Annotated in this window: 20 protein-coding genes; 6 read left to right on the forward strand and 14 right to left on the reverse strand. The window is 45.4% G+C overall.

What is annotated here, in order from left to right:
- Window positions 1–159: 159 nt before the first annotated feature.
- Complete coding sequence (locus KU855_RS01290) at window positions 160–2325, reverse strand: M3 family metallopeptidase (RefSeq protein WP_218528542.1); 2166 nt, start codon at window positions 2323–2325, stop codon at window positions 160–162.
- Between the two features lie 160 nt (window positions 2326–2485).
- The gene (gene ggt / locus KU855_RS01295) at window positions 2486–4180 is read right to left on the reverse strand and encodes a gamma-glutamyltransferase (protein ID WP_218528646.1); all 1695 of its coding nucleotides are present in this window, start codon (window positions 4178–4180) and stop codon (window positions 2486–2488) included.
- Window positions 4181–4338: 158 nt separating this feature from the next.
- On the opposite strand from ggt, the gene KU855_RS01300 reads away from it, so the two are divergent.
- Entirely contained in the window at window positions 4339–5562 is a 1224-nt protein-coding gene (locus KU855_RS01300) for a GNAT family N-acetyltransferase (RefSeq protein ID WP_371316304.1), read from the forward strand.
- A 9-nt stretch (window positions 5563–5571) separates the two neighbouring features.
- Here KU855_RS01300 and KU855_RS01305 read toward each other — a convergent pair whose 3' ends face one another.
- The 3 genes from KU855_RS01305 to KU855_RS01315 form a co-directional block, all read right to left on the reverse strand.
- Entirely contained in the window at window positions 5572–6189 is a 618-nt protein-coding gene (locus KU855_RS01305) for a LysE family translocator (RefSeq protein WP_218528544.1), read from the reverse strand.
- A gap of 131 nt (window positions 6190–6320) precedes the next feature.
- Window positions 6321–7361: a 4-hydroxyphenylpyruvate dioxygenase gene (hppD, locus tag KU855_RS01310; protein WP_218528545.1), complete on the reverse strand. Its 1041-nt coding sequence runs from the start codon at window positions 7359–7361 to the stop codon at window positions 6321–6323.
- Window positions 7362–7411: 50 nt separating this feature from the next.
- Window positions 7412–8569, reverse strand: coding sequence for a homogentisate 1,2-dioxygenase (locus KU855_RS01315; protein ID WP_218528546.1), 1158 nt, complete (start codon window positions 8567–8569; stop codon window positions 7412–7414).
- 123 nt (window positions 8570–8692) lie between these two features.
- On the opposite strand from KU855_RS01315, the gene KU855_RS01320 reads away from it, so the two are divergent.
- On the forward strand, window positions 8693–9601 hold the full coding sequence (locus tag KU855_RS01320; RefSeq protein ID WP_218528547.1) for a LysR family transcriptional regulator: 909 nt from the start codon (window positions 8693–8695) through the stop codon (window positions 9599–9601).
- Here KU855_RS01320 and KU855_RS01325 read toward each other — a convergent pair.
- Together KU855_RS01325 and KU855_RS01330 are read right to left on the reverse strand one after the other, a co-directional pair.
- Complete coding sequence (locus tag KU855_RS01325; protein WP_218528548.1) at window positions 9598–10056, reverse strand: EVE domain-containing protein; 459 nt, start codon at window positions 10054–10056, stop codon at window positions 9598–9600. The two genes, KU855_RS01320 and KU855_RS01325, sit on opposite strands and share 4 nt — an antisense overlap.
- Before the next feature lie 201 nt (window positions 10057–10257).
- Window positions 10258–11235, reverse strand: a complete 978-nt coding sequence (locus tag KU855_RS01330; RefSeq protein ID WP_218528549.1) for a cytochrome-c peroxidase — start codon at window positions 11233–11235, stop codon at window positions 10258–10260.
- Between the two features lie 247 nt (window positions 11236–11482).
- Between KU855_RS01330 and KU855_RS01335 the strand changes: the two genes are divergently transcribed.
- On the forward strand, window positions 11483–12202 hold the full coding sequence (locus KU855_RS01335) for an ABC transporter substrate-binding protein (RefSeq protein ID WP_218528550.1): 720 nt from the start codon (window positions 11483–11485) through the stop codon (window positions 12200–12202).
- Here KU855_RS01335 and KU855_RS01340 read toward each other — a convergent pair.
- Entirely contained in the window at window positions 12199–12606 is a 408-nt protein-coding gene (locus KU855_RS01340; RefSeq protein WP_218528551.1) for a YccF domain-containing protein, read from the reverse strand. The two genes, KU855_RS01335 and KU855_RS01340, sit on opposite strands and share 4 nt — an antisense overlap.
- Window positions 12607–12780: 174 nt before the next feature.
- Here KU855_RS01340 and KU855_RS01345 point away from each other — a divergent pair, with 174 nt between their 5' ends.
- Window positions 12781–13701 (forward strand): pyridoxal-phosphate dependent enzyme, encoded by a 921-nt coding sequence (locus KU855_RS01345; protein WP_371316305.1) that lies wholly within the window; start codon window positions 12781–12783, stop codon window positions 13699–13701.
- A 609-nt stretch (window positions 13702–14310) separates the two neighbouring features.
- Here the strand turns inward: KU855_RS01345 and KU855_RS01350 are convergent.
- The 3 genes from KU855_RS01350 to KU855_RS01360 form a co-directional block, all read right to left on the reverse strand.
- Window positions 14311–14973, reverse strand: a complete 663-nt coding sequence (locus KU855_RS01350) for a ChrR family anti-sigma-E factor (RefSeq protein ID WP_218528552.1) — start codon at window positions 14971–14973, stop codon at window positions 14311–14313.
- Window positions 14966–15538 (reverse strand): sigma-70 family RNA polymerase sigma factor, encoded by a 573-nt coding sequence (locus KU855_RS01355; RefSeq protein ID WP_218528648.1) that lies wholly within the window; start codon window positions 15536–15538, stop codon window positions 14966–14968. The genes KU855_RS01350 and KU855_RS01355 overlap by 8 nt, the downstream gene beginning before the upstream one ends.
- 217 nt (window positions 15539–15755) lie before the next feature.
- A complete protein-coding gene (locus KU855_RS01360; protein ID WP_218528553.1) occupies window positions 15756–16310 on the reverse strand; it encodes an LON peptidase substrate-binding domain-containing protein in 555 nt (184 codons plus the stop codon).
- Between the two features lie 73 nt (window positions 16311–16383).
- Between KU855_RS01360 and KU855_RS01365 the strand changes: the two genes are divergently transcribed.
- On the forward strand, window positions 16384–16995 hold the full coding sequence (locus KU855_RS01365) for a class I SAM-dependent methyltransferase (RefSeq protein ID WP_218528649.1): 612 nt from the start codon (window positions 16384–16386) through the stop codon (window positions 16993–16995).
- Here the strand turns inward: KU855_RS01365 and KU855_RS01370 are convergent.
- On the reverse strand, window positions 16983–17507 hold the full coding sequence (locus KU855_RS01370) for a lipocalin family protein (RefSeq protein ID WP_371316306.1): 525 nt from the start codon (window positions 17505–17507) through the stop codon (window positions 16983–16985). The genes KU855_RS01365 and KU855_RS01370 overlap by 13 nt on opposite strands.
- Before the next feature lie 170 nt (window positions 17508–17677).
- On the opposite strand from KU855_RS01370, the gene KU855_RS01375 reads away from it, so the two are divergent.
- Window positions 17678–18625, forward strand: coding sequence for a chemotaxis protein CheV (locus KU855_RS01375; protein WP_218528554.1), 948 nt, complete (start codon window positions 17678–17680; stop codon window positions 18623–18625).
- On the opposite strand, the gene KU855_RS01380 is transcribed toward KU855_RS01375, so the two are convergent.
- Together KU855_RS01380 and KU855_RS01385 are read right to left on the reverse strand one after the other, a co-directional pair.
- Window positions 18622–19158, reverse strand: a complete 537-nt coding sequence (locus KU855_RS01380; RefSeq protein WP_218528555.1) for a hypothetical protein — start codon at window positions 19156–19158, stop codon at window positions 18622–18624. The two genes, KU855_RS01375 and KU855_RS01380, sit on opposite strands and share 4 nt — an antisense overlap.
- Window positions 19159–19293: 135 nt before the next feature.
- Window positions 19294–19659, reverse strand: a complete 366-nt coding sequence (locus KU855_RS01385; protein ID WP_218528556.1) for a DUF2750 domain-containing protein — start codon at window positions 19657–19659, stop codon at window positions 19294–19296.
- Window positions 19660–19777 lie beyond the last annotated feature (118 nt).

A 19777-nucleotide genomic window follows, 5' to 3' on the forward strand; every position in this document is an offset into this window, starting at 1 on the left:
TAATGCGAGACAGTTCAAGCTTGATGGGAAACGGGATAGGGCCTATCCACGTGCGTTAAAAATGAGTAAAAACAAGTATCCCATTAAGTCTAAGAAAAATGCCGTTCACACTAAGTGAACGGCATTAGCCTGAGGCCGGTTTTTTGATAACGAGAAGTATTACTTGGCTAATAAGCCGCGACTGCGAAGTAAGGGTTCAATGCCAGCTTCTTTGCCCCTAAACTGCTGATATAACGCCATCGGATCGGCACTGCCGCCTTGAGATAGGATGTTATCGCGAAAGGCTTTGGCGGTTTTTGGATCAAAAATGCCATTTTCTTTGAAGGCCTCAAAGGCGTCGGCGCCTAGGATATCTGACCATAAATAGCTGTAATATCCCGCGGAGTAGCCACCGGAGAAGATGTGCGAGAAATACGTGCTGCGATATCTTGGGACTATTTCTTCAATCAGTCCCATATTGGCCAGCGACGCTGCCTCAAATTTAGCGGCATCTTGCGGGGTGGTATCTGTCAAGGTATGCCAATCGAGATCGAGCTTAGTGGCCGCCATGTATTCAACGGTAGCAAAGCCTTGATTAAACTTACTGGCGGCTTGAATTTTTTCCACCAATGCCGTTGGGATCACCTCTCCGGTCTGGTAATGCTTAGCAAATTGCGCTAATACTTCAGGCTGTGTCATCCAGTTTTCCATGACTTGCGATGGAAACTCCACATAATCGCGCGGCACGGCCGTCCCGGCTTGCGAGCGATATTGTACATTTGACAACATGCCATGCAGGGCGTGACCAAACTCATGGAACAAGGTGCTGGCTTCATCAAAGGTTAATAGGCTGGGCTCGCCAGCGGCGCCCTTAGGATAGTTAAGGACATTGACAATAATGGGTACTGAAGTTTCGCCATTCATTTGATACTGAGGGCGATACGCATTCATCCATGCGCCACCACGCTTTGAGTCTCTGACAAAATAATCGCCCATGAAAATAGCCAATAACTTGCCGTCGTTATCAAATACTTCAAAAGTGCGGACATCAGGGTGATATTTAGGCAAGTCATCGCGTTCTTTGACCGTGATCCCAAAGAGTTTATTGGCGGTATAGAACACCCCGTTTAATGTATTTTCTAATGAGAAATAGGGGCGCGTATCTTGCTCATTAAAGTCATATTTAGCCACCCGAATTTTATCGGCGTAGTAATCCCAATCCCAAGCTTGTAAGTTAAAATCTTGGCCTTGTTGATCAATCAATGCTTGCATGGTGGCCACTTCTGCTTGCGCTTGCCCTAAGGCCGCAGGCCATACTTTGTTCAGCAGTTCATACACATTTTCAGGTGTTTTGGCCGTTCTTTCTTCTAAGACCAAGTGTGCGTGGGTTGGGTAACCTAATAAGGCGGCACGTTCGGCTCTGAGTGCCGCCATTTTAGCTAATATCTGCTTGTTATCATTTGCATTATTGTTATTGCCGCGCTGGATGTAAGCGTTAAAGATTTGCTTTCGTAGCTCGCGATTGTCGGCATAGGTTAAGAAGGGCGTGATTGATGGGCGCTGGGTGGTGAAGACCCATTTGCCATCATAGCCTTTTTGTTTGGCGGTGGCAGCCGCGGTGGCAATTACATCGGCAGGCAGACCGGATAAGTCGGCTTCATCAGTGATCACCAATTCATAGGCATTGGTTTCTGCCAATAAGTTATCGCCAAATTCTAAGCTTAATTTGCCGATGGCTTCGTTGAGTTGGCGTAAGGTATTTTTGTCTTGCTCACTGAGGTTCGCGCCGCCACGCACAAAGCTCTGATAAGTATCAGATAATAACTTTTGTTGGGCGGGTGACAGTGTCGCTTTGTCTGGGCTGTTATAGACGGCTTTCACACGTTGGAATAACTTATCATTGAGCATGATGTCATCATAGGCTGCGGATAACATCGGCGAGACGTCTTTAGAAATTGCCCTGAGATCATCATTGGTATCGGCACTGGTTAAGTTAAAAAATACCCCTTGCACCTTGGCGAGTAAATTACCTGAAAACTCCATGGCTTCAATGGTATTGGCAAAGGTTGCTGGTTGGGGATTATTAATAATCGCGGCAATTTCCGCTTGCTGCTCGGCGATACCGCGTTCAAACGCTGGTAAGTAGTGGGCTGGCTTAATTTTGCTGAAATCAGGGATTTCTAAATAGGTATTGTACGGTGCAAAGAATGGATTGATGTCGGTGGCTTCCTGAGTTTGTGTATCACTGGCCACTGGTGTTTGCGTCACTTCAGTGGGGGCTTCTTGGCTACAGCCGCTCGCAAATATGGCAAGTGCGACGGCAGCGGCCAGATGAGTCATTTTCATTGGATGTCCTTAATTTTCTTGATGACGTTGTTAGAATTGATAGTTGAAGTGGTGTTGTCACTTCTGTGCAACAAAGTTATCACAGCAGGGCGGGACTGGCTAATAATCAGCCATAAAAAGGCCGGTATTACCCGGCCAGTAGAGATATTGCCAACAATGACTAATGGCCAGCGGTTAATGAGCCTGGGCGGCGAGGATCGGAACTGCCATACCAACCGTCAAGGGTACGCATGATTGATTGGGTACTGCCCATGGCATTTTGTACTTTAACCTTGTGTCCCTTGGCTTCTAATAATTTTAAAGTGTCGAGATTAATCGAGCGTTCGACTCGTAATTCATCGGGAAGCCATTGATGATGAATGCGACCAGCTAAAGTAGCCTCGGCAATATTAAGCTGATAATCAATCACATTGGTGATGATTTGGAGCGTGGTTGAGATAATGCGTGAGCCACCGGGAGTGCCGGTGACTAAATAGACTTGGTTATCTTTCAAGACGATGGTGGGGCTCATTGAACTTAATGGCCGTTTTCTCGGGGCAACCGCATTAGCCTCACCACCAATTAAGCCATAGCCATTAGGGACCCCAGCCTTGGCGGAAAAATCATCCATTTCATTATTGAGTAGTATGCCAGTGCCAGCCGCCACTAAGCCCGAACCATAACTGAAATTAAGGGTATAGGTATTGGACACCGCATTACCCCATTGATCCACCACCGAATAATGGGTTGTTTGCGGACTTTCGTACTGAAGTTCGGCGCCGGGTTTAATTTCGGCCGAGGCCCTGGCAGTATCTTTAATGCTGTTGGCCAATCGTTGCGCGTAGGGTTTGGCGATTAGGGCTTGGGTAGGCACCGGGTAAAAATCGGGGTCGCCTAAATACTCACTACGATCGGCGTAGGCTAATTTCATTGTCTCTGTGAATAAGTGCAAGCTCGCGGCACTATTATGTCCAAGCTCAGCTAAAGGAAAATGTTCCAGTGTATTGAGCATTTGAATAATATGGATCCCACCTGAGGACGGCGGCGGCATTGAAATGACACGATAGCCGCGATAATTACCCTCGACAGCATCACGCTCAACGACTTGGTAGGATTGCATATCTTCAAGCGTTAAGATCCCGCCGGCCTCGGTGACGGCAGCGACAATGTTATCGGCAGTTTCGCCTTGATAAAACCCCGCAACGCCTTTATTGGCGATGAGTCGTAAACTATGAGCTAGCTCGGGTTGTTGCAATATAGCGCCGGGGGCAAAGGCATCGCCATTGGCTTGATAAAAAATGGCATTGGTGCTTGGCCAGCGACTGAGCCTAGGCTGGAGATCGCTTAAAGATTGGGCGAGGTCATAGGTTACCTCTATGCCATCTTGGGCAAGCGCAATGGCGGGGGCCATCACTTGTTTTGGCGTCATGGTGCCATACTTTTCCAGCGCACTCAGTAAGCCCATCACAGTGCCAGGGACCCCGACCGCTAAGCCATGTTGTCTCGACCATTGCTTGTTGACTTCACCGTTATCACCAATAAATAAATCTTTATGGGCTTTTGCCGGCGCCATTTCACGGTAGTCAATGGCGATGGTTTTTTGCTTATCCGCTAAATACACCAGCATAAAACCGCCTCCGCCAATATTACCGGCTCTGGGCAACGTGACCGCGAGGGCAAAACCTGTGGCCACGGCCGCATCTACGGCATTGCCACCTTGCTTTAATATGTCGACTCCAATTTGGGTTGCTAAGGCTTCTTGACTGGCGACCATGCCATGCCGTGCCCATTGCGGTTGAGCTGTCGCTTGGTGTTCATAAATAGAGGTCGTCGTTGGGGAGTCGGCGTAAACAGAGCCAGTCGATAAGAGTAACATCAGCAGGAATGACGCGTTCCACCAAGGGGTGATGCCTAGGCCCGGCACAGCGTGGCAGGAACGATTAAGAGTTGTTGACTGTAACGGCACAATGCTACCTTAATGTTGTTATTGTTAGTAAGCACTCAATGTGCCGTTAAATGATAGGGATTGCAACTGTGAAGCCATCAACGATAGCCCGTCTGCCCAGTGGCGCCAATGGCGAGTTAGCACTCAGTGTGCATGAACATCAGGACATCACTGCCATTGATGCTTGCGATTGGGATCGCTTAATGGACGATGCTGGGCTAGCTAACCCTTTTAATTGCCATGGGTTTTTATCGTTACTTGAGCGCAGCGGCGCGGTAGGTAATCACAGCGGCTGGCGCAGTTGTCATTGGTCAGTCGAACTCGATGGTCGAGTTGTGGCAGTGATGCCCCTGTATATAAAAGCTCACTCCTATGGGGAGTATGTGTTTGATTTTTCATGGGCTCAAGCCTACAAACAGCAGGGATTAGACTATTACCCTAAGCTATTAACCGCGATTCCGTTTACCCCAATTTCGGGCACGCGATTAGGGCTATGTTCGCGACTCGATAGTCAGCAAAAGTCACAAGTGCTTGACATAGTGATGGCCACCATCGCCAGTCGTTTGACTCGCGGAGTGTCATCCTGGCATGCCTTAGGGATCCCGGAATCACAAGCCATGTCATGGCAACAACGGTATTCAGGGGTCATGAGACAGACGGCGCAATTTCATTGGTTTAATGATCAATACGCAGATTTTGATGACTTCTTAGCGCGCTTAACGGCGGGCAAACGTAAAACGATTCGTAAAGAGCGGCGCCAGATCGCAAGCTACGGCTTATCGTTTCGATTTTTAACCGCAGACGCGATAGAGCCACAGCATTGGCAAGGGTTTTATGCGTGTTATCAGCACACTTATTTAAAGTTATCTGGTCATCAAGGCTATTTGCCTTGGGCTTTTTTTGAGGGCCTAGGTCAGTTGTCACTGGAGGTCATGTTATTGGTGGCCGAAGACAGTGACAAAGCTATGGTGGCCTCGGCGTTATATTTTCGCGATGAGGAGACCTTATATGGCCGCTATTGGGGCTGTTTGCAAGAGTTGCCCCTGTTGCACTTTGAAATGTGTCTCTATCAGGGAATGGATTACTGCATTGAGCAGCGGTTAGCTTGTTTTAATGCGGGGGCTCAAGGCGAGCATAAGTTACTGCGTGGTTTTGAACCGGTATTGATGTATTCCTATCATCGCCTTGAAACCTCCATACTCAGTGCTGCCATCACTCGCTATTGCCACGATGAACGGCAGCAAGTGGACCATTATGTCGCTCAAGCGAGGTTATGTTTGCCCTACAAAGAGGCTGGCAATCACCGCGCTTGAGCACCTAGCTTAGCCAAACGCTAGCCATAGGCCGACAAATAGCATCAGACTGCCGGCAATGCGGTTGAGCAGTTTAATGTTATTACCTTGGCTTAAAAAGATTTTTAAGGTTCTGCCACCACTGGCATATAGCATCATACACACAAACTCAGACACTAAAATAATCGCTATTAATGCGATCAATTGTGGCGGCATAGGCGATTGCGGGTTAATAAAAGGCGGTAAGAGTGACACCATAAATGCCCAACCTTTAGGATTCGCGATCGCCGTCCCGAACCCTTGCGTTAACAAGGTATAGCGGCTCACGTTTTTGTCAGTATCGGCCACTATTGCCATGCTGCCACGGCTGCGCCACATATTGATCCCGACATAAATCAAATACGCTCCGCCAATCCATTTCAGCAGCGAAAATACTTGAGGGTAGTTGAGCATCAAGCTCGCAACGCCCATGACGGCGGCAATCGCGACTAAGGCAACGCCAACGAGTTCACCCAGCATCATCCATAAGGTTTTACGTACGCCAATACTCATGCCAAGTGTCATGGCTAAGGTCATGCATAACCCTGGGGTCACAGATACAAAAAAGAAAGTGGGAATAAATACGGCGAGCAGAGTGAAATCAGGCATAGTGGTCTTAAGCAAGAAAAGGTAGTGGATTTTACCTGTGAAGCGGTTGAAAAAAAACTGCTCATAACGAGGTTATAAGCAGTTTGTGATATTGACCATCAGTCTATCGATGTTGACCGGAGATGGGCAGGTTATAAAACGCCCCGGCGAACTTGATCGCGCTCAATCGACTCAAATAAGGCCTTAAAGTTACCTTCACCAAAGCCTAAGTTATTTTTACGTTGAATGATTTCAATAAAGATAGGACCAAACAGATTTTTGGTGAAGATCTGCAATAAATAGCCAGATTCATCGCCATCGACCAAAATTTGATGCTGTTTAATTTTTTCTCTATCTTCCGTCACTTGCGGTAATTTCTCGAAGATGGTGTCGTAATACTCGGGAATGATATCTAAGGTACTGATCTTTGTTCCTTGCATTGCATCGAGAGAGGCGACGATATCCCGGCTTCGAAACGCCAAATGCTGCACGCCTGGACCATTGTATTCTTTAAGGTACTCATCAATTTGATTATTGTTATCGCCTTTACCTTCGTTAATCGGAATACAGAAGCTGCCATCAGGTGAACGCAGGGCATAAGAGATCAATGCGGTTTGTACGCCGCTGATATCAAAGTAGCGCACCTCAGTGAAACCAAAAATATCTTTATAGAAATTGGCCCAATACTCCATGGTGCCTTTAAAGACATTGTTAGTGAGGTGGTCGACCTCGATAAAGCCTTTGTCTGGCACAATGATAGGATCGGTTAGACTGACAAAGTCCGCATCATAAATCGTGCCTTTATCACCAAAAGTATCAATAAAGTAAATTAAGCTATCGCCAATGCCGTAAATCGCAGGATAGGGCAGGTCTGTTTGCTCCGCCGGCGCCGGTTTTGCGCCGCGAATAACGGCTTGCTCAAACGCAAAATTAGCGTCTTTGACCCGCCAGCCCATTGAACTAATCGCAGGGCCATGCGCCTGAGTAAACTCGGCACTAAATCCTTTTTTTGATTTATTTAGTAAGAAGTTAATGTCGTTTTGGCGATAATAATAAATGTCTTGCTGTTGATGTTTTTTGAGCATTGAAAAACCAAAGTCAATAAACACTTGGTGCATAAAGTCGAGATCTGGGCTGGCAAATTCAGTAAATTCTATGCCCATTAAACCTAGAGGGTTAGTTGCGTTTGTCATGTGAATAATCCTGTATCAAAAATGGGTAACTATGAATAATCGACGGTGGCTCATTCAAGCCATGAACTCGGATAATCGGCTGCCATGCTGTGTTTGACGTGTTCAGTGAGTTTAAGCGCTGCAAACGTGTCAACCATGACCGCATATTCTTGGGTGTCTTTTTTACCGATACTCGCTTCTGTCTTGCCGGGCTGCGGCCCATGAGCCACCCCTTTTTGATGCAAGGTGAGGTAGCCCGCTTCAATGCCTTTGCGGCTCATAAAGTCGCCATCGACGTAATATAAAACTTCATCACTGTCGATATTGTTGTGGAAATACGGGGCTGGGATCGCTTGGGGGTGAAAGTCATAGAGGCGTGGAACAAAGTTACATACCACAAAATTGTGGGCGGTAAATACCAGATGCTCTGAAGGCGGCAAATGAATTTTCCCGACTTTGGGGGCGTAATCTTGGATATTAAAGGCCCAAGGGTAGACATAGCCGTCCCAACCAACCAGATCAAATGGATGCCACTCAAGCAGGCTTTGTTGGTATTTATCACCAAACTTACTGATCAAGCTAAACTCACCTTGCTCGACAATGGCGGCACTTAACTCGGGCGTGCGGATATCTCGCTCACAATAAGGGGCAGACTCCAGTAATTGGCCATATTCATTACGAAAGTGCTTAGGTATTTCGACCATGGACATGGATTCGATAATAAACAGCCTGACATCTTGATAGTCATCAAATTTCAATTGATAAGTCGTACCACGGGGCACCACCAGGTAGTCCCATTGCTTGACAGATAAGACCCCATACTCACTGAGCAGTTGCCCTTGCCCTTGATGTACGAAAATAATTTCATCGGCATAGGCATTGCGATAGAAGTGATCGGTATCCTCAGTGACTTTAGCGCTGTACATGGCAACATCAGCGTTATAGAACAATTGATTGCGGGCTGAGAAGAAATGTCCAGGTCTATCTAGCACCCGTGAGTCCAATTTGTAATTTTGGATCAAGGCATTTTGCCAAGGTTGACCATGCTCAATATCAAATATGCGATTTTCTAATAGTTTAGTGGGCATATTATGGTGATATTTATTTGAATAGATATTGGCAAAGCCATGGGTCGAAAACAGTTCTTCTCGATATAAGCCACCCTCGGGCTTTTCAAAGATGATATGACGTTTACTCGGAATATCACCTTGCTTGATATAGGTCGGCATAAGGTTTCCTTGGATAAGCTTAGGTTGGCTAAATGTGATCCTGATAACAATTTAGTTGCTTGAATGAACAAAAAAAAGAATAATAAATTGCTCAACATAATCTAATTATTTGATGGAGTCGCCATGAAAGTCGATATCGATGCTTTTCGCGTGTTAACTGTGTTAGTAGAGAAAGGCAGTTTTGCTGCGGCGGCTGAGTCGTTACATAAGGCGCAATCGGCGGTGAGTTATCAAATTAAAAAATTAGAACAAGAGCTTGGGATCCAGTTATTAGATAGGAGTCAGTATCGGGCTCAGCTCACCCCTGAAGGTAAGGTGATCCTCAAGGAAGGCCAAAGGTTATTGCGCCAATGGGACAACATTCGCCAGTTAGCCAGTCGCTTTGGAGAGGGCTGGGAACCCAAATTAGAACTGGTGATCGACGGGGCTTTACCGATGGAGCCGGTGATGACTGCGCTTAAACGTATGGCCGAGCATCAAGTGCCCACCAAAATCCAATTAAATATCGAATATCTTGGCGGGGTTCAACACAGGTTTTTACGCGATAGTGCCGATGTCATGTTAGTCAAAGAGCTACACACGGGGCCTGAGTATCATGCGACACCTTTGCCGCAAGTCACCAGCGTATTAGTAGTGGCTGCCAGCCATGCTTTGGCTGTGAAGACCCAGGTCACATTGAGTGAGTTACAGCAGTTTGTTGAGTTGACCATTGAAGACTCATCTGGGATCACAGGTTATCGAGACGATATGCAATTTGGCGGCGATAAAGTTTTTTATTTGTCCGATTTTATGATGAAAAAAAATGCCATCTTAAAAGGGTTAGGCTTTGGCTGGATGCCAGATTATTTAGTGGAACAACAACTGGCCTCTGCTGAGTTAGTCGAGGTGGATTTTATTGGGGGGTCGCGCTACCCCTTTATTCCGCAGTTGGTATGGAGCCAGCAGCGTCCGCTAGGGCGAGCTGGGCAGCTATTTACCCAATTGCTACTGGAAGAATGTGGAAATTCATTTGAACACTCACCTTTGGGTTAACGGCCTAAATTGAGCAGTAGTTGCCAATAGTGAGCGCTGACCGGTTGAATGCTCAAACGCGGGGATTTTAGCAAGGCCAGATCGGCAACTTGCGGTAAGGTTTTCAAGGTAGAAAGACTCAAGGTGTGGTGCCAACGCTCAACGAACTTAATATCCACCATTAACCATTTCGGTTGCTCATGGCTGGATTTAGCATCGTAATATGGGGATTGGCGATCAAACTGACTGGGGTCTGGGTAAGGGTCACTGGCGACTTCGGCGAGGCCGACAATGCCAGGCTGCTTGCAACTCGAGTGATAAAATAAAATGCCATCACCAAGCACAATGTTATCGCGAATGAAATTACGCGCTTGGTAGTTACGTATTCCACTCCATGGTTCAACGTTAGGCGCAAGCTTGGCGAGATCATCAATGCTAAATTCATCGGGTTCTGATTTAAATAACCAATACTGCATGTGATTGCCTTATTTCCAGTGCCGTAGTCGCAAGATTGCTCGGCTAATCATCCTAGTGGACAGTGGCTAACAGTTTACGAAAATCTAAGCGGCTCAGCAATATATGGCAGCAGGCAACCATGAATGTCTCTCTCCTCTAGGCTAAAAAAATGCCCCAAGATGGGGCATTGCGCTGTAAAGCCGAGACACCACCGAGGTTGATTATTCGGCGAAAGGTTGAGGTCTTGGCGTTTGTGGGGTGGACGGTGGCAAAATTGGCAAGACAATTTGCGGTTGTTCACCGGTTAACGACTTTAAGAAGGCAACCACTTGTTGAGTTTGGCCTGCAGTAAAGGTTTGCCCTAATTGAACATCAGCCATTACGTTTACCGCATCTTCAAGATCCCACACACTGCCATCGTGGAAGTAGGGGTAGGTGAGTTCGATATTTCTCAGTGTCGGCACCTTAAAGACATGCAAGTCAGCTGGATTACCTGTCACGCCCTTGCGACCTTCGGCAGGGTTATTTGTATGAAATGGTTTGATCAGTCCCATTTTCATGTACATGGTGCCGCCAACTGCAGGGCCATTGTGACAGCTAATACAGCCTTTATCTTTAAACAGTTGATAACCCGCTTGAGCGTCTGAACTTATCGCCGCTTTATTGCCCGCTAAATACAAGTCAAATGGACTGTTGGGGGTCACCAAGGTTTTTTCAAACTCAGCAATGGCATCGGTGATCATCTCGATATTGATAATGTCGCTGCCATAAATTTGTTTAAATTTAGCGCGATATGCCGGTAACGATGACAAGGTATCGATGGCTAATTCATGAGTGAAGCCCATTTCTTTGGGGTTTGCTATTGGGCCGCCAGCCTGTTCTTGCAAATCTTTGGCACGTCCGTCCCAGAACTGTGCCAACATAAAATCGGCATTCAGTACGGTTGGAGCATTAATGGGGCCTTGTTGCCACTGATCACCGATGGACGTAGGGATCGCATCGACACCACCGAGTGACAAGTTGTGGCAAGAATTACATGAAATAAAGCCTGATTTCGACAATCTTGGTTCGAAATAGAGCATTTTACCTAGCTCGACTTTTTCAGGTGCAGTAATTGTTGCTGGTTGGATAATATCAATTGGTTCCGCCTGTACCAGCGGCGAACAGCATAATGCAATAACAACCCAGTTGAGTTTCACAGTTTAATCCCTTACATCTATTGTGTGTATAGCCCAGATAATATAGCTAAATTAACTTATTGAATAATAAAATATTTAGATTAGCGAAATCGAAGTTGTGGATTAAATTTTTGTGACAAAGCCCGTAGTCTTCTTTAAAAATACTTGCTAGAGATACACTATACTTAGCGATTATCACCGCCGTAAGGACAATCAATCATTGATTATGCGCTCGTTAGTGTTAACTATTATTAGGCGTGGTCTTACCATGGCGTTGTTAAGCGGGTTCGTATCGACCGTTTGCATGGCCGAAACCTTAAGGCTGACGTCGCTATTATGGCCACCTTATTCGGGGCAAATGTTGGCCGAGCAAGGCGTGAGTGTCGCAATTGTCAGAGCGGCATTACAAGCAGAGGGCCATACTCTCGATGTTGATTTTTATCCATGGAGTCGAGCAAAAAAACTGGCACTATCTAACACAGGTCAGTATCAGGGGTATTTTCCTGCGTATGGTTTTGATACCGATGAGTATATTTTTTCCAATGCTATTGGCATCAGCCAGTTAGGCTTGGCCACTAAGCGATTATCGCCAGTGGTGTGGCGTCAAATCAGCGATCTAGAGCAATATAAGCTTGGGGTCGTGAAAGAGTATGCCAATCAAAATGAATTGGATAGAGCCATTTTATCGGGTCAACAACCCGTCGTTGAAGCGGGATCTGATGAACATAACCTGCAACTTTTGGCCAGTAACCGCATCGATGCGGCGGTGATCGATACTAGAGTCATGGAATACTGGTTGGCACAAGCATCTTTAACCCCCGTTGCTCACCAAATACAGCGCCATGCTAAATTATTGGTGAGCCGAGATTTACATATTGCCTTCGCCGCCAATAGCGAGGGCGAAAAATGGCGTAATCGAGTCAATGATGGCTTAAAGAAAATAGATACTCAAACCATCATAGAGAATTACTTCTCAGCCCATCCTTAAGCCTTAGCAACTACCGTTTGACCAATCGGCGTTAAGCTGAGTACCGCCAGTTTGAGGTGCTGCAGGCCAAAGGGAATCCCGATAATGGTAATAAAATAGCCTAACGCTAAGACAAGGTGGCCAAGTCCGAGCCAAAAACCGAAGAAGATAAACCAAATGATATTTCCGACCATACCAAAGGCGCCGGTGCCCAGATCTTCTTCTCCTGAAATCAGTTGACGATTGACACTTTGTTGTCCAAAAGGCCAAAAAGCCATCTCACCGATAACAAAACAGGCGCGGCCGAAAGGAATGCCAATAATACTGATAAAACATATTAAGCCAGCTAACCACCAACCTAATCCCATAATGAAACCGCCACATACAAACCAAATAATATTTAACAGTAAACGCAGCACTGACATTGAGGTGTCTCCATAAGTAAAAACATGAATAAAGCAATCTTAATGCCATCATGTTAACACCATGATTTAATTTGCAATAATTAATGATAATTTGTTTGGCGTGAGCATTCTTACTAATTAATGGTTAGGTTTTGAAGCTAAAGTGGCTAAAATACACTTTTTGCCAATCGCTCAATGATGAAACTCGCTCACACGCCTATTCAGCCTTTTCAATTTTTAGAACATTCACTGTGGATCAAGCGCGATGATTTATTACATCCCCATTTCTCTGGCAATAAGGCCCGTAAATTTTCGGCCTTATTAGCCGCGAAGTCTAGTCTTTACACTCGGTTAATTGGTTACGGCTCACCCCAAGCAAATTCATTATTATCGATGGCAGCACTGGCCAATATGAAAGGCTGGCAGTTGGAGTTTTATGTCGATCATATTGCCAGTCACTTGCAGCAACACCCTCGGGGTAATTATGCGCATGCCTTAGCACTTGGCGCGAAAATTATTGCCATGGATACGCTAGCAACGCAGTTGAACTGTCATGATTATATCGAGCAAGTCCGGATGGTTGCTGATGATGCTCAGCAGTGTGTGTTTGTGCCTGAAGGCGGACGCTGCCAACTGGCTTATCAAGGGGTGGCACAACTGGCGGATGAGGTCATTAACTGGCAAAGGATAACGGCACAAGCCACGACGGTGTTTTTGCCTTCTGGCACCGGCACCACTGCATTTTTCTTGCATCGGCGCTTTTTGGAGCGTGGGGTCGATATTGAGGTAGTGACGTGCGCTGCGGTTGGGGGCTGTAGCTATTTGCAAATGCAATTTAAACAATTAGGGGCAGCAAGTTTTGGTATGCCTCATATTATTGAATTGCCGAAAAAATTCCATTTTGGAAAACCTTACCTTGAATGCTATCGCCTCTGGCAAGCGGTCAAGCAAAGCTCGAACATGGATTTTGAACTGTTATATGATCCGATAGGGTTTATGGCGTTGCAGCAATGGTTAGCGAAGCCGCGCTTACGGCAGATAGTCTATTTACATCAAGGGGGATTAATAGGTAATGAGTCTATGTTACCTAGGTATCAACGGAAATTTGGACTATAGGGAGTGTGATGCTTTGGTTGGCAATGGATTCCACACCATGGCATCACACCTTAACGACACCTGTTGAGGTACAGGGCGTAGAATTAACGATTACCGCTCAGTAACCATTTCATGAATTTCAACGCATCAGTGCGTTGAGAAAAGGTTTTTCTATTTTTACCTAGTCTATCGGTGAAAGCGATAGATGATTTGTTCACCGAGATTGAATCTACTGGAAAACAAACGTTTATTTCGTGGCCATCAAATTTGTATGACATAGTTAAAGCTCCATTAACACCAAAGGTGTCGAAAATTATGCAATAAGCCATCCTCGTACTGTGAAATTTACGGGTTTGCTAGATCGGGTTATGTTTTGATATCACTAGTAATTCCTCAAGGTTAATTGAGTTGTCAGTCTACATATTAGGCTTGTTTTATGACCAATAGATGACGCTGAATCATTTTCTTACATTAGTTGCTTAACTAATCGAGAAAAGAGTAGAGGGACTACGGAGATAACAATGACGGATAATAACAAGTTACCAGTCATTGTCAATCATTCTGTATAAAAATTAGCAGTTAACCCAAGGTGAGGCCAACGCCATTGACGTTAGCCTCACCTAACTCATTTTAATAGATCAGATCACCAATCGGATTGAATAATTTGCTAATGCCTTTAGTGAAATGCAAGGGCGCATTGACCACGGTATAACATAAACAACCCGATGCACTGCTTGGGCTATGTTCGTCATCGGGGCCTTTGATAATAAAATCACCTGGACGGTAACTGCCTTGGTCATCGCAAAATTCACCCGCTAACAATAAAGTAATTTCCACTCCCTTATGGGTATGGGGCGGAATATTTCCTGTCGCTTGGATGTGTAACAATGATGCTCTTGCCGCATTATCTTGATGAGGTAGGCGCATCCGACTAATTTTCCCAAGTGACTGCCATTGACTCGCCAGTTGCTGATTAAAAACTTTAGGTAACTGATAGCGTTGGTTTTTAATAGTGACTTCGGGGGGGGGTATCACCGGTTGCGAATGGTCGGCATCGAGTGCGGTAATAGCCCCAATCATAGCAGAAAGATCATCTGACTCAGCAAGCGCGGTGTTTGTCGCTGGAGACTGCACAAATGCCTTGGCTGAGTTGCACTTGACCATGTTTGCTAACGCTTGTTGACAGTCATGGCAATAATGGCAATGGGCGCTCACCCCAATGGCTAATGAAAGGTCAAGATCACCCGCTGCATGAGCAGTTAACATCTCTTGAGTGGGATGAAATTTAATCATGAACATTCTCCAAATAACTTTTTAATTTTTCAAGTCCAAGCCTGAGTCGAGATTTGACGGTACCTATCGGGATTTGTAAGCGATCGGCCAGTTCTTGTTGACTGAGTTCTTGTAAGTAAATGCCTTGCACCACCTGACGTTGCAACACGGGTAGTTGGTGCAGTTGCGCTAGCAGTTGTTGCGTGATTTGCGGTTCCTGTGCCGGCGGGACGTGTTCATCTTCATCAATCAGCGGCCAAATATCATCGCCAAAAGTATCTTCTCGATTAGTTTGGACTTTCCTCAACATATCAAAGCATTGGTTACGCATGATGGTGTATACCCAGGTGGTTGCTGCCCCTTTATCTAGGTTATACAGGTGAGCTTTAGTCCAAACCGTCGACATGGTTTCTTGCACAAGATCTAACGCCAGCCCCTGTTGATGCAAGCGTTGAAAACCAAAGGCGCGGATTTTAGGGGCAAAAAAATTAAATAAATGGGTAAAGGATTGTTTGTCCCTGTGCTGAGCGACTGCCGCAATCCATAGCTTCAGCAAATGTTCTAATTCTTGTTTGTCATCTGACATTCTAAGGGCCTGAGTCGATGGAGCGTCTTCGGCTAGTGTAGCGTTATTCACCGTCGGTTGCCCACGAATGCTGTCCAATGTTATCGGTATAGAATGCGGCAAATTCATCAACTCGGCTTCCTGTATCATAGTGTCGGTGTTGTGAACTCAACCTATTGAGTCCGCGATCATTGTTGTCAATATTACTCAGTACGAATCAAACAATAAAATGGATCTGTTAGGGCGTAATTTTAAAAATACTGTGCAATAGTTTCATTGTGAGTCGATGATCGCTCTGATGAATACATTGCAGTTTTTTATCGTTCTCTATGGGGAGCATTTCTAGCCAGCGTTGACATAAAAACCCAATATCATCGAGCTGCGCCTCTTCGTAGGCTTGATGTTGTAAAGGGTATTGTTGCAAAATCTGCGAAAAATAGGTCTGTAAAATTCGTTCAGATGGCTTGACTGGTAGGCTCGGCCACTGAGGTAATAATGCCACAGTCCCTAATTGCAGCCCATCGCTTTCACGCGTGGTTTGCTTGAGATTAAATCGTTGCTTGCCAAAGATGGTAATACCCAGCAAGCCATCCTCTAAGGTTTCAAAATCGATAATTTCAGCCAAGGTGCCAATGGCAGCCGGTCCTGAGGGGGTCGGTAGGCACACGCCAAACCCTTGTTGATTACTGGTGGCAATGGATACTAATCGCTGATAACGCGGTTCAAAAATCCGCAGTTGTAAGTATCCACCGGGTAGCAAGCATTGATTTAACACAAAAAGTGGCAACTGCATGATTGACTCGATTGATCTATTTGCCTTTTTTTACGTATGCCTAAGCGTGGTGGATCACAAATAGGTTGAGATGATGAAACTGAATGAATTTGAAAAACGGCTGGTGGCTCATCCCATTCGGCGATGGTTCCAGTCAAAGGTTGAGTTACCCATATTAGTCTCCTTGTTTAAGGGGAGTCCGTCGCCAACGCCTATGGTCTTAGAAATTGGCTGTGGCTTTGGTCATGGGATCCCGCTTATTTTAGAACACTTTAAGCCGATGCAACTGACCGCGGTTGATATCGATGGCGACATGGTCGAAGCTTGCAGACAGCAGTGGCAACATCATCCCAACGTTATGATTTCTCAAGCCGATGCCGAGCAACTGGGATTTCAGGATAATCAGTTTGATTTGGCCTGTAATTTTGCGGTGTTTCACCATATACCGCAATGGCAAAAAGCGCTGGCGCAGGTCTATCGGGTTTTACGGCCCGGTGGCTACTTTTTAATGGAAGACTTGTATCGGGCAGCGATCTGCAACCCCTTAAGTAAGCGCTTGTTTGACCACCCTCAAACCAATCGTTTTGATCATCAATCCTTGCTTGATGAACTGCAATCCTGCGGCTTTGAGATTGTAAATCAAGCGCATATCTTGAATTTATCTGGGATGATCCTCGCACAAAAACCGCGACATTATTTATCATGAGTGACCCAGATAAAGGCGTCTGGGCTTATCCCTAGGCGGCCGGCATCGCTGATTAAATCTTGTTTGGTTTGCGCTGTAATTGCCGGTTGACGTGACAAGATCCAAGCATAATCGAGGTTAGGGCCAATAATTAATGCCGCATCATATTGGTCTTGCTCATTGGTTTGTAATCGATGAATTTGGTAGGCTCCATAAAAGGGGCCAAAGAATGATACTTTTAATAAGCCGATGTTAGGGTTATCAATGAATTTGGCTTTACCGATCGCTTGTTGCCATTGCTGCGTTTGCGGATCGAATCCGCGATTGATGACTTTAATTCCATCGATGAGAGGGATGTATTGTGCGGTAACGTTTGTTAAACCACGTTCAAAACGATGATCTAATCGAGCCACTTCATACCAAAGCCCGACGTATTCATTACTGTTAAAATTATCAACCACACTGACTTCATGATCTAACATGACGCAACCTGTCAGAAGTAGGATCCCTAATATGCTTAAAATTCGTTTCACGGTTTGTCATCCTTATGCAGGTATTTAAGCTCAATACACATTGAAAAATCAGTAATAATTTTTTTTGATAACTTTCAATATTTATACTGTTTGAGTCTATACTTGCAACAAGCAATAAGGATAATCTGGTTCAAATCAGTTTGAACCCTGAGACAGTGGGATAGTCATCTATGGCCAAAGTACTAGAAAGTGTCGACCAGCGAACGCAGCTGGTGGGGGAAAACCGACTCGAATTACTCCTCTTTCGTATTAACTCTACTCAACTCTTTGCTATCAATGTGTTTAAAGTGAGAGAAGTGGTAAAACTCCCGCCGTTAAATGCGCTTCCAGGGAGTCATCAGCATGTCGCTGGAGTGGCCAATATTCGGGGTGTATCCATTCCCGTGATAAATTTAAAAGGCGCCATTGGTTTTAAACCCATGGAGATGACGGCCGATTGTAACCTGATCATTACTGAATATAATCGCACGATTCAAGGCTTCTTAGTGGGCAAAGTTGAGCATATTGTTAATATGACGTGGAGCGATATTTTACCGCCGCCCAAAACTGCTGGTGCTAATAATTATCTGACGGCGATCACTCGCCTTGAAGAAAAGAATATGAACCAGTTGGTGTCGATCATCGATGTTGAAAAAGTGTTGGCAGAGATTATTGCCTACGATACCGATTTATCGGATGGCGTATTAGATGACGATTTAGTTGATCATATGCAAGGTCAACATATTTTAGTGGTGGATGACTCAGGTACTGCTCGGCGTCAGGTGAAAGAAACCTTATGCCCATTGGGCATTGAGATCACTGAAGTTCAAGATGGTTTGCAGGCCTTAAGACTATTACAGTCTTGGTCTCGAGAGGGCATTGATGTCAATAAAAAGCTATTGATGGTGATTACAGATGCCGAAATGCCAGAAATGGACGGTTATAAACTGACCAACGAAATTCGCAGTGATGATAAGCTCAAAGACTTGTATGTCGTACTGAATACGTCATTAAGCGGCAATTTTAACAACGCCATGGCTGAAAAGGTGGGCTGTAATAAGTTTATTTCTAAGTTTCAGCCCGACATGCTGGTTACCTTAGTTCAAGACAGACTCAAAGACCGACTTACCAATGGTTAGTCTTGACTAAACTCCTCGAGCAGCTCAGAAATGAGCTGTTTTTTTGGGTGAATCCCCAATCCTCGATACAATTTAGCCAGTCGAATGACATAGGCAAATCGTTGTTGACCAACAATCTCAATCATTTGGATCACGAAGGCTTCATCTAAGGCATGTTGACGACATTGTTGATGAACGGCTTCGGCCACATTGGCATACACAAGGCCATTAAACTTGAACGTGTTTGTCAGTGGCGGTAGGTATTCAACACCATCAATAACGATAGGCCAGCCATTAGCATTGACTCGTTGCTTGGCGATTTCATACATCATCCACGCACTTTTTTTAAACCCACCAAAGGCATTGTCATCAAACTCGCTTTCTAGTAGTTCTTGTTGCGTCCAGTTGTCACCGATGGCTAAATGTTGGTGGTATTTTTTGCGCAACGACCGCTTAATGATATCTCGGCATTGCCAAATATCTTCAAAATACACTTGGCGCGTGAATTGATGACATTCAGCGCAGATAGGGACTTGCACTTGGGGATGTGACATGGCTTTTTTTGCTGTGGATGGGCACAAGATGAAGCCGTGCCTTGGCTCATCGCAAAACCAACAGCTATGACGCTTATCAAAGGGGATATCTATCATGGTCAAAACATCGCCGGGCCTTGATACCCGGCGTATAGATCACTGCTGAAGGGCTTCAACGTCTACTAAATGCTTAGCTAACTCAATGGGATCGAGTTCTAAGCAGCCTTGGTCATTTTGCCAATCAATGCCAATCACCACACCATCATCATTTAAGTCAGAGACCCAAAATTCAAGATACTCAGACAAGGGGATAGCCACCGCTTGATAATCTGCCCATTCATCGGTGCAATGGGTTTTTGCCATGGCTTCGGTTGACCATAATGGCATGGCGTCGGTTTCTTCATAGTCAGCTGAATCACACACTACCCAACCTTCGCCGGTTTCATCTTGCAGGCCCCAAAGCATTTGCTGTTCTTTGACGTTGGCGATAAAGCTGCTTAATACAGGATCTAATTCAGACATTTAGGAGTTCTCAAGAGATAAAAAGTGGCTCGATTATATCATGCTTGCTCAGTGAGGCTCTACAGATTGAGTATTTTTCGACTGGTTAGCATGAATTTAACCAATCCTTGATTGTCAC

The organism is Shewanella sp. NIFS-20-20 (assembly GCF_019209865.1).
Classification (GTDB): Bacteria; Pseudomonadota; Gammaproteobacteria; order Enterobacterales; family Shewanellaceae; genus Shewanella.

What these genes read in the sequence shown, in the direction of transcription:
- ggt (WP_218528646.1), bottom strand. Translation starts at nt 4,180, where the DNA reads ATGTTACTCTTATCGACTGGCTCTGTTTACGCCGACTCCCCAACGACG.
- KU855_RS01305 (WP_218528544.1), bottom strand. Translation starts at nt 6,189, where the DNA reads ATGCCTGATTTCACTCTGCTCGCCGTATTTATTCCCACTTTCTTTTTT.
- KU855_RS01350 (WP_218528552.1), bottom strand. Translation starts at nt 14,973, where the DNA reads ATGATTAAATTTCATCCCACTCAAGAGATGTTAACTGCTCATGCAGCG.
- KU855_RS01325 (WP_218528548.1), bottom strand. Translation starts at nt 10,056, where the DNA reads ATGCAGTATTGGTTATTTAAATCAGAACCCGATGAATTTAGCATTGAT.
- hppD (WP_218528545.1), bottom strand. Translation starts at nt 7,361, where the DNA reads ATGACAAACGCAACTAACCCTCTAGGTTTAATGGGCATAGAATTTACT.
- KU855_RS01380 (WP_218528555.1), bottom strand. Translation starts at nt 19,158, where the DNA reads ATGTCACATCCCCAAGTGCAAGTCCCTATCTGCGCTGAATGTCATCAA.
- KU855_RS01320 (WP_218528547.1), top strand. Translation starts at nt 8,693, where the DNA reads ATGAAAGTCGATATCGATGCTTTTCGCGTGTTAACTGTGTTAGTAGAG.
- KU855_RS01375 (WP_218528554.1), top strand. Translation starts at nt 17,678, where the DNA reads ATGGCCAAAGTACTAGAAAGTGTCGACCAGCGAACGCAGCTGGTGGGG.
- KU855_RS01315 (WP_218528546.1), bottom strand. Translation starts at nt 8,569, where the DNA reads ATGCCGACCTATATCAAGCAAGGTGATATTCCGAGTAAACGTCATATC.
- KU855_RS01385 (WP_218528556.1), bottom strand. Translation starts at nt 19,659, where the DNA reads ATGTCTGAATTAGATCCTGTATTAAGCAGCTTTATCGCCAACGTCAAA.
- KU855_RS01340 (WP_218528551.1), bottom strand. Translation starts at nt 12,606, where the DNA reads ATGTCAGTGCTGCGTTTACTGTTAAATATTATTTGGTTTGTATGTGGC.
- KU855_RS01360 (WP_218528553.1), bottom strand. Translation starts at nt 16,310, where the DNA reads ATGCAGTTGCCACTTTTTGTGTTAAATCAATGCTTGCTACCCGGTGGA.
- KU855_RS01365 (WP_218528649.1), top strand. Translation starts at nt 16,384, where the DNA reads ATGAAACTGAATGAATTTGAAAAACGGCTGGTGGCTCATCCCATTCGG.
- KU855_RS01335 (WP_218528550.1), top strand. Translation starts at nt 11,483, where the DNA reads ATGGCGTTGTTAAGCGGGTTCGTATCGACCGTTTGCATGGCCGAAACC.
- KU855_RS01355 (WP_218528648.1), bottom strand. Translation starts at nt 15,538, where the DNA reads ATGTCAGATGACAAACAAGAATTAGAACATTTGCTGAAGCTATGGATT.
- KU855_RS01345 (WP_371316305.1), top strand. Translation starts at nt 12,781, where the DNA reads ATGATGAAACTCGCTCACACGCCTATTCAGCCTTTTCAATTTTTAGAA.
- KU855_RS01290 (WP_218528542.1), bottom strand. Translation starts at nt 2,325, where the DNA reads ATGAAAATGACTCATCTGGCCGCTGCCGTCGCACTTGCCATATTTGCG.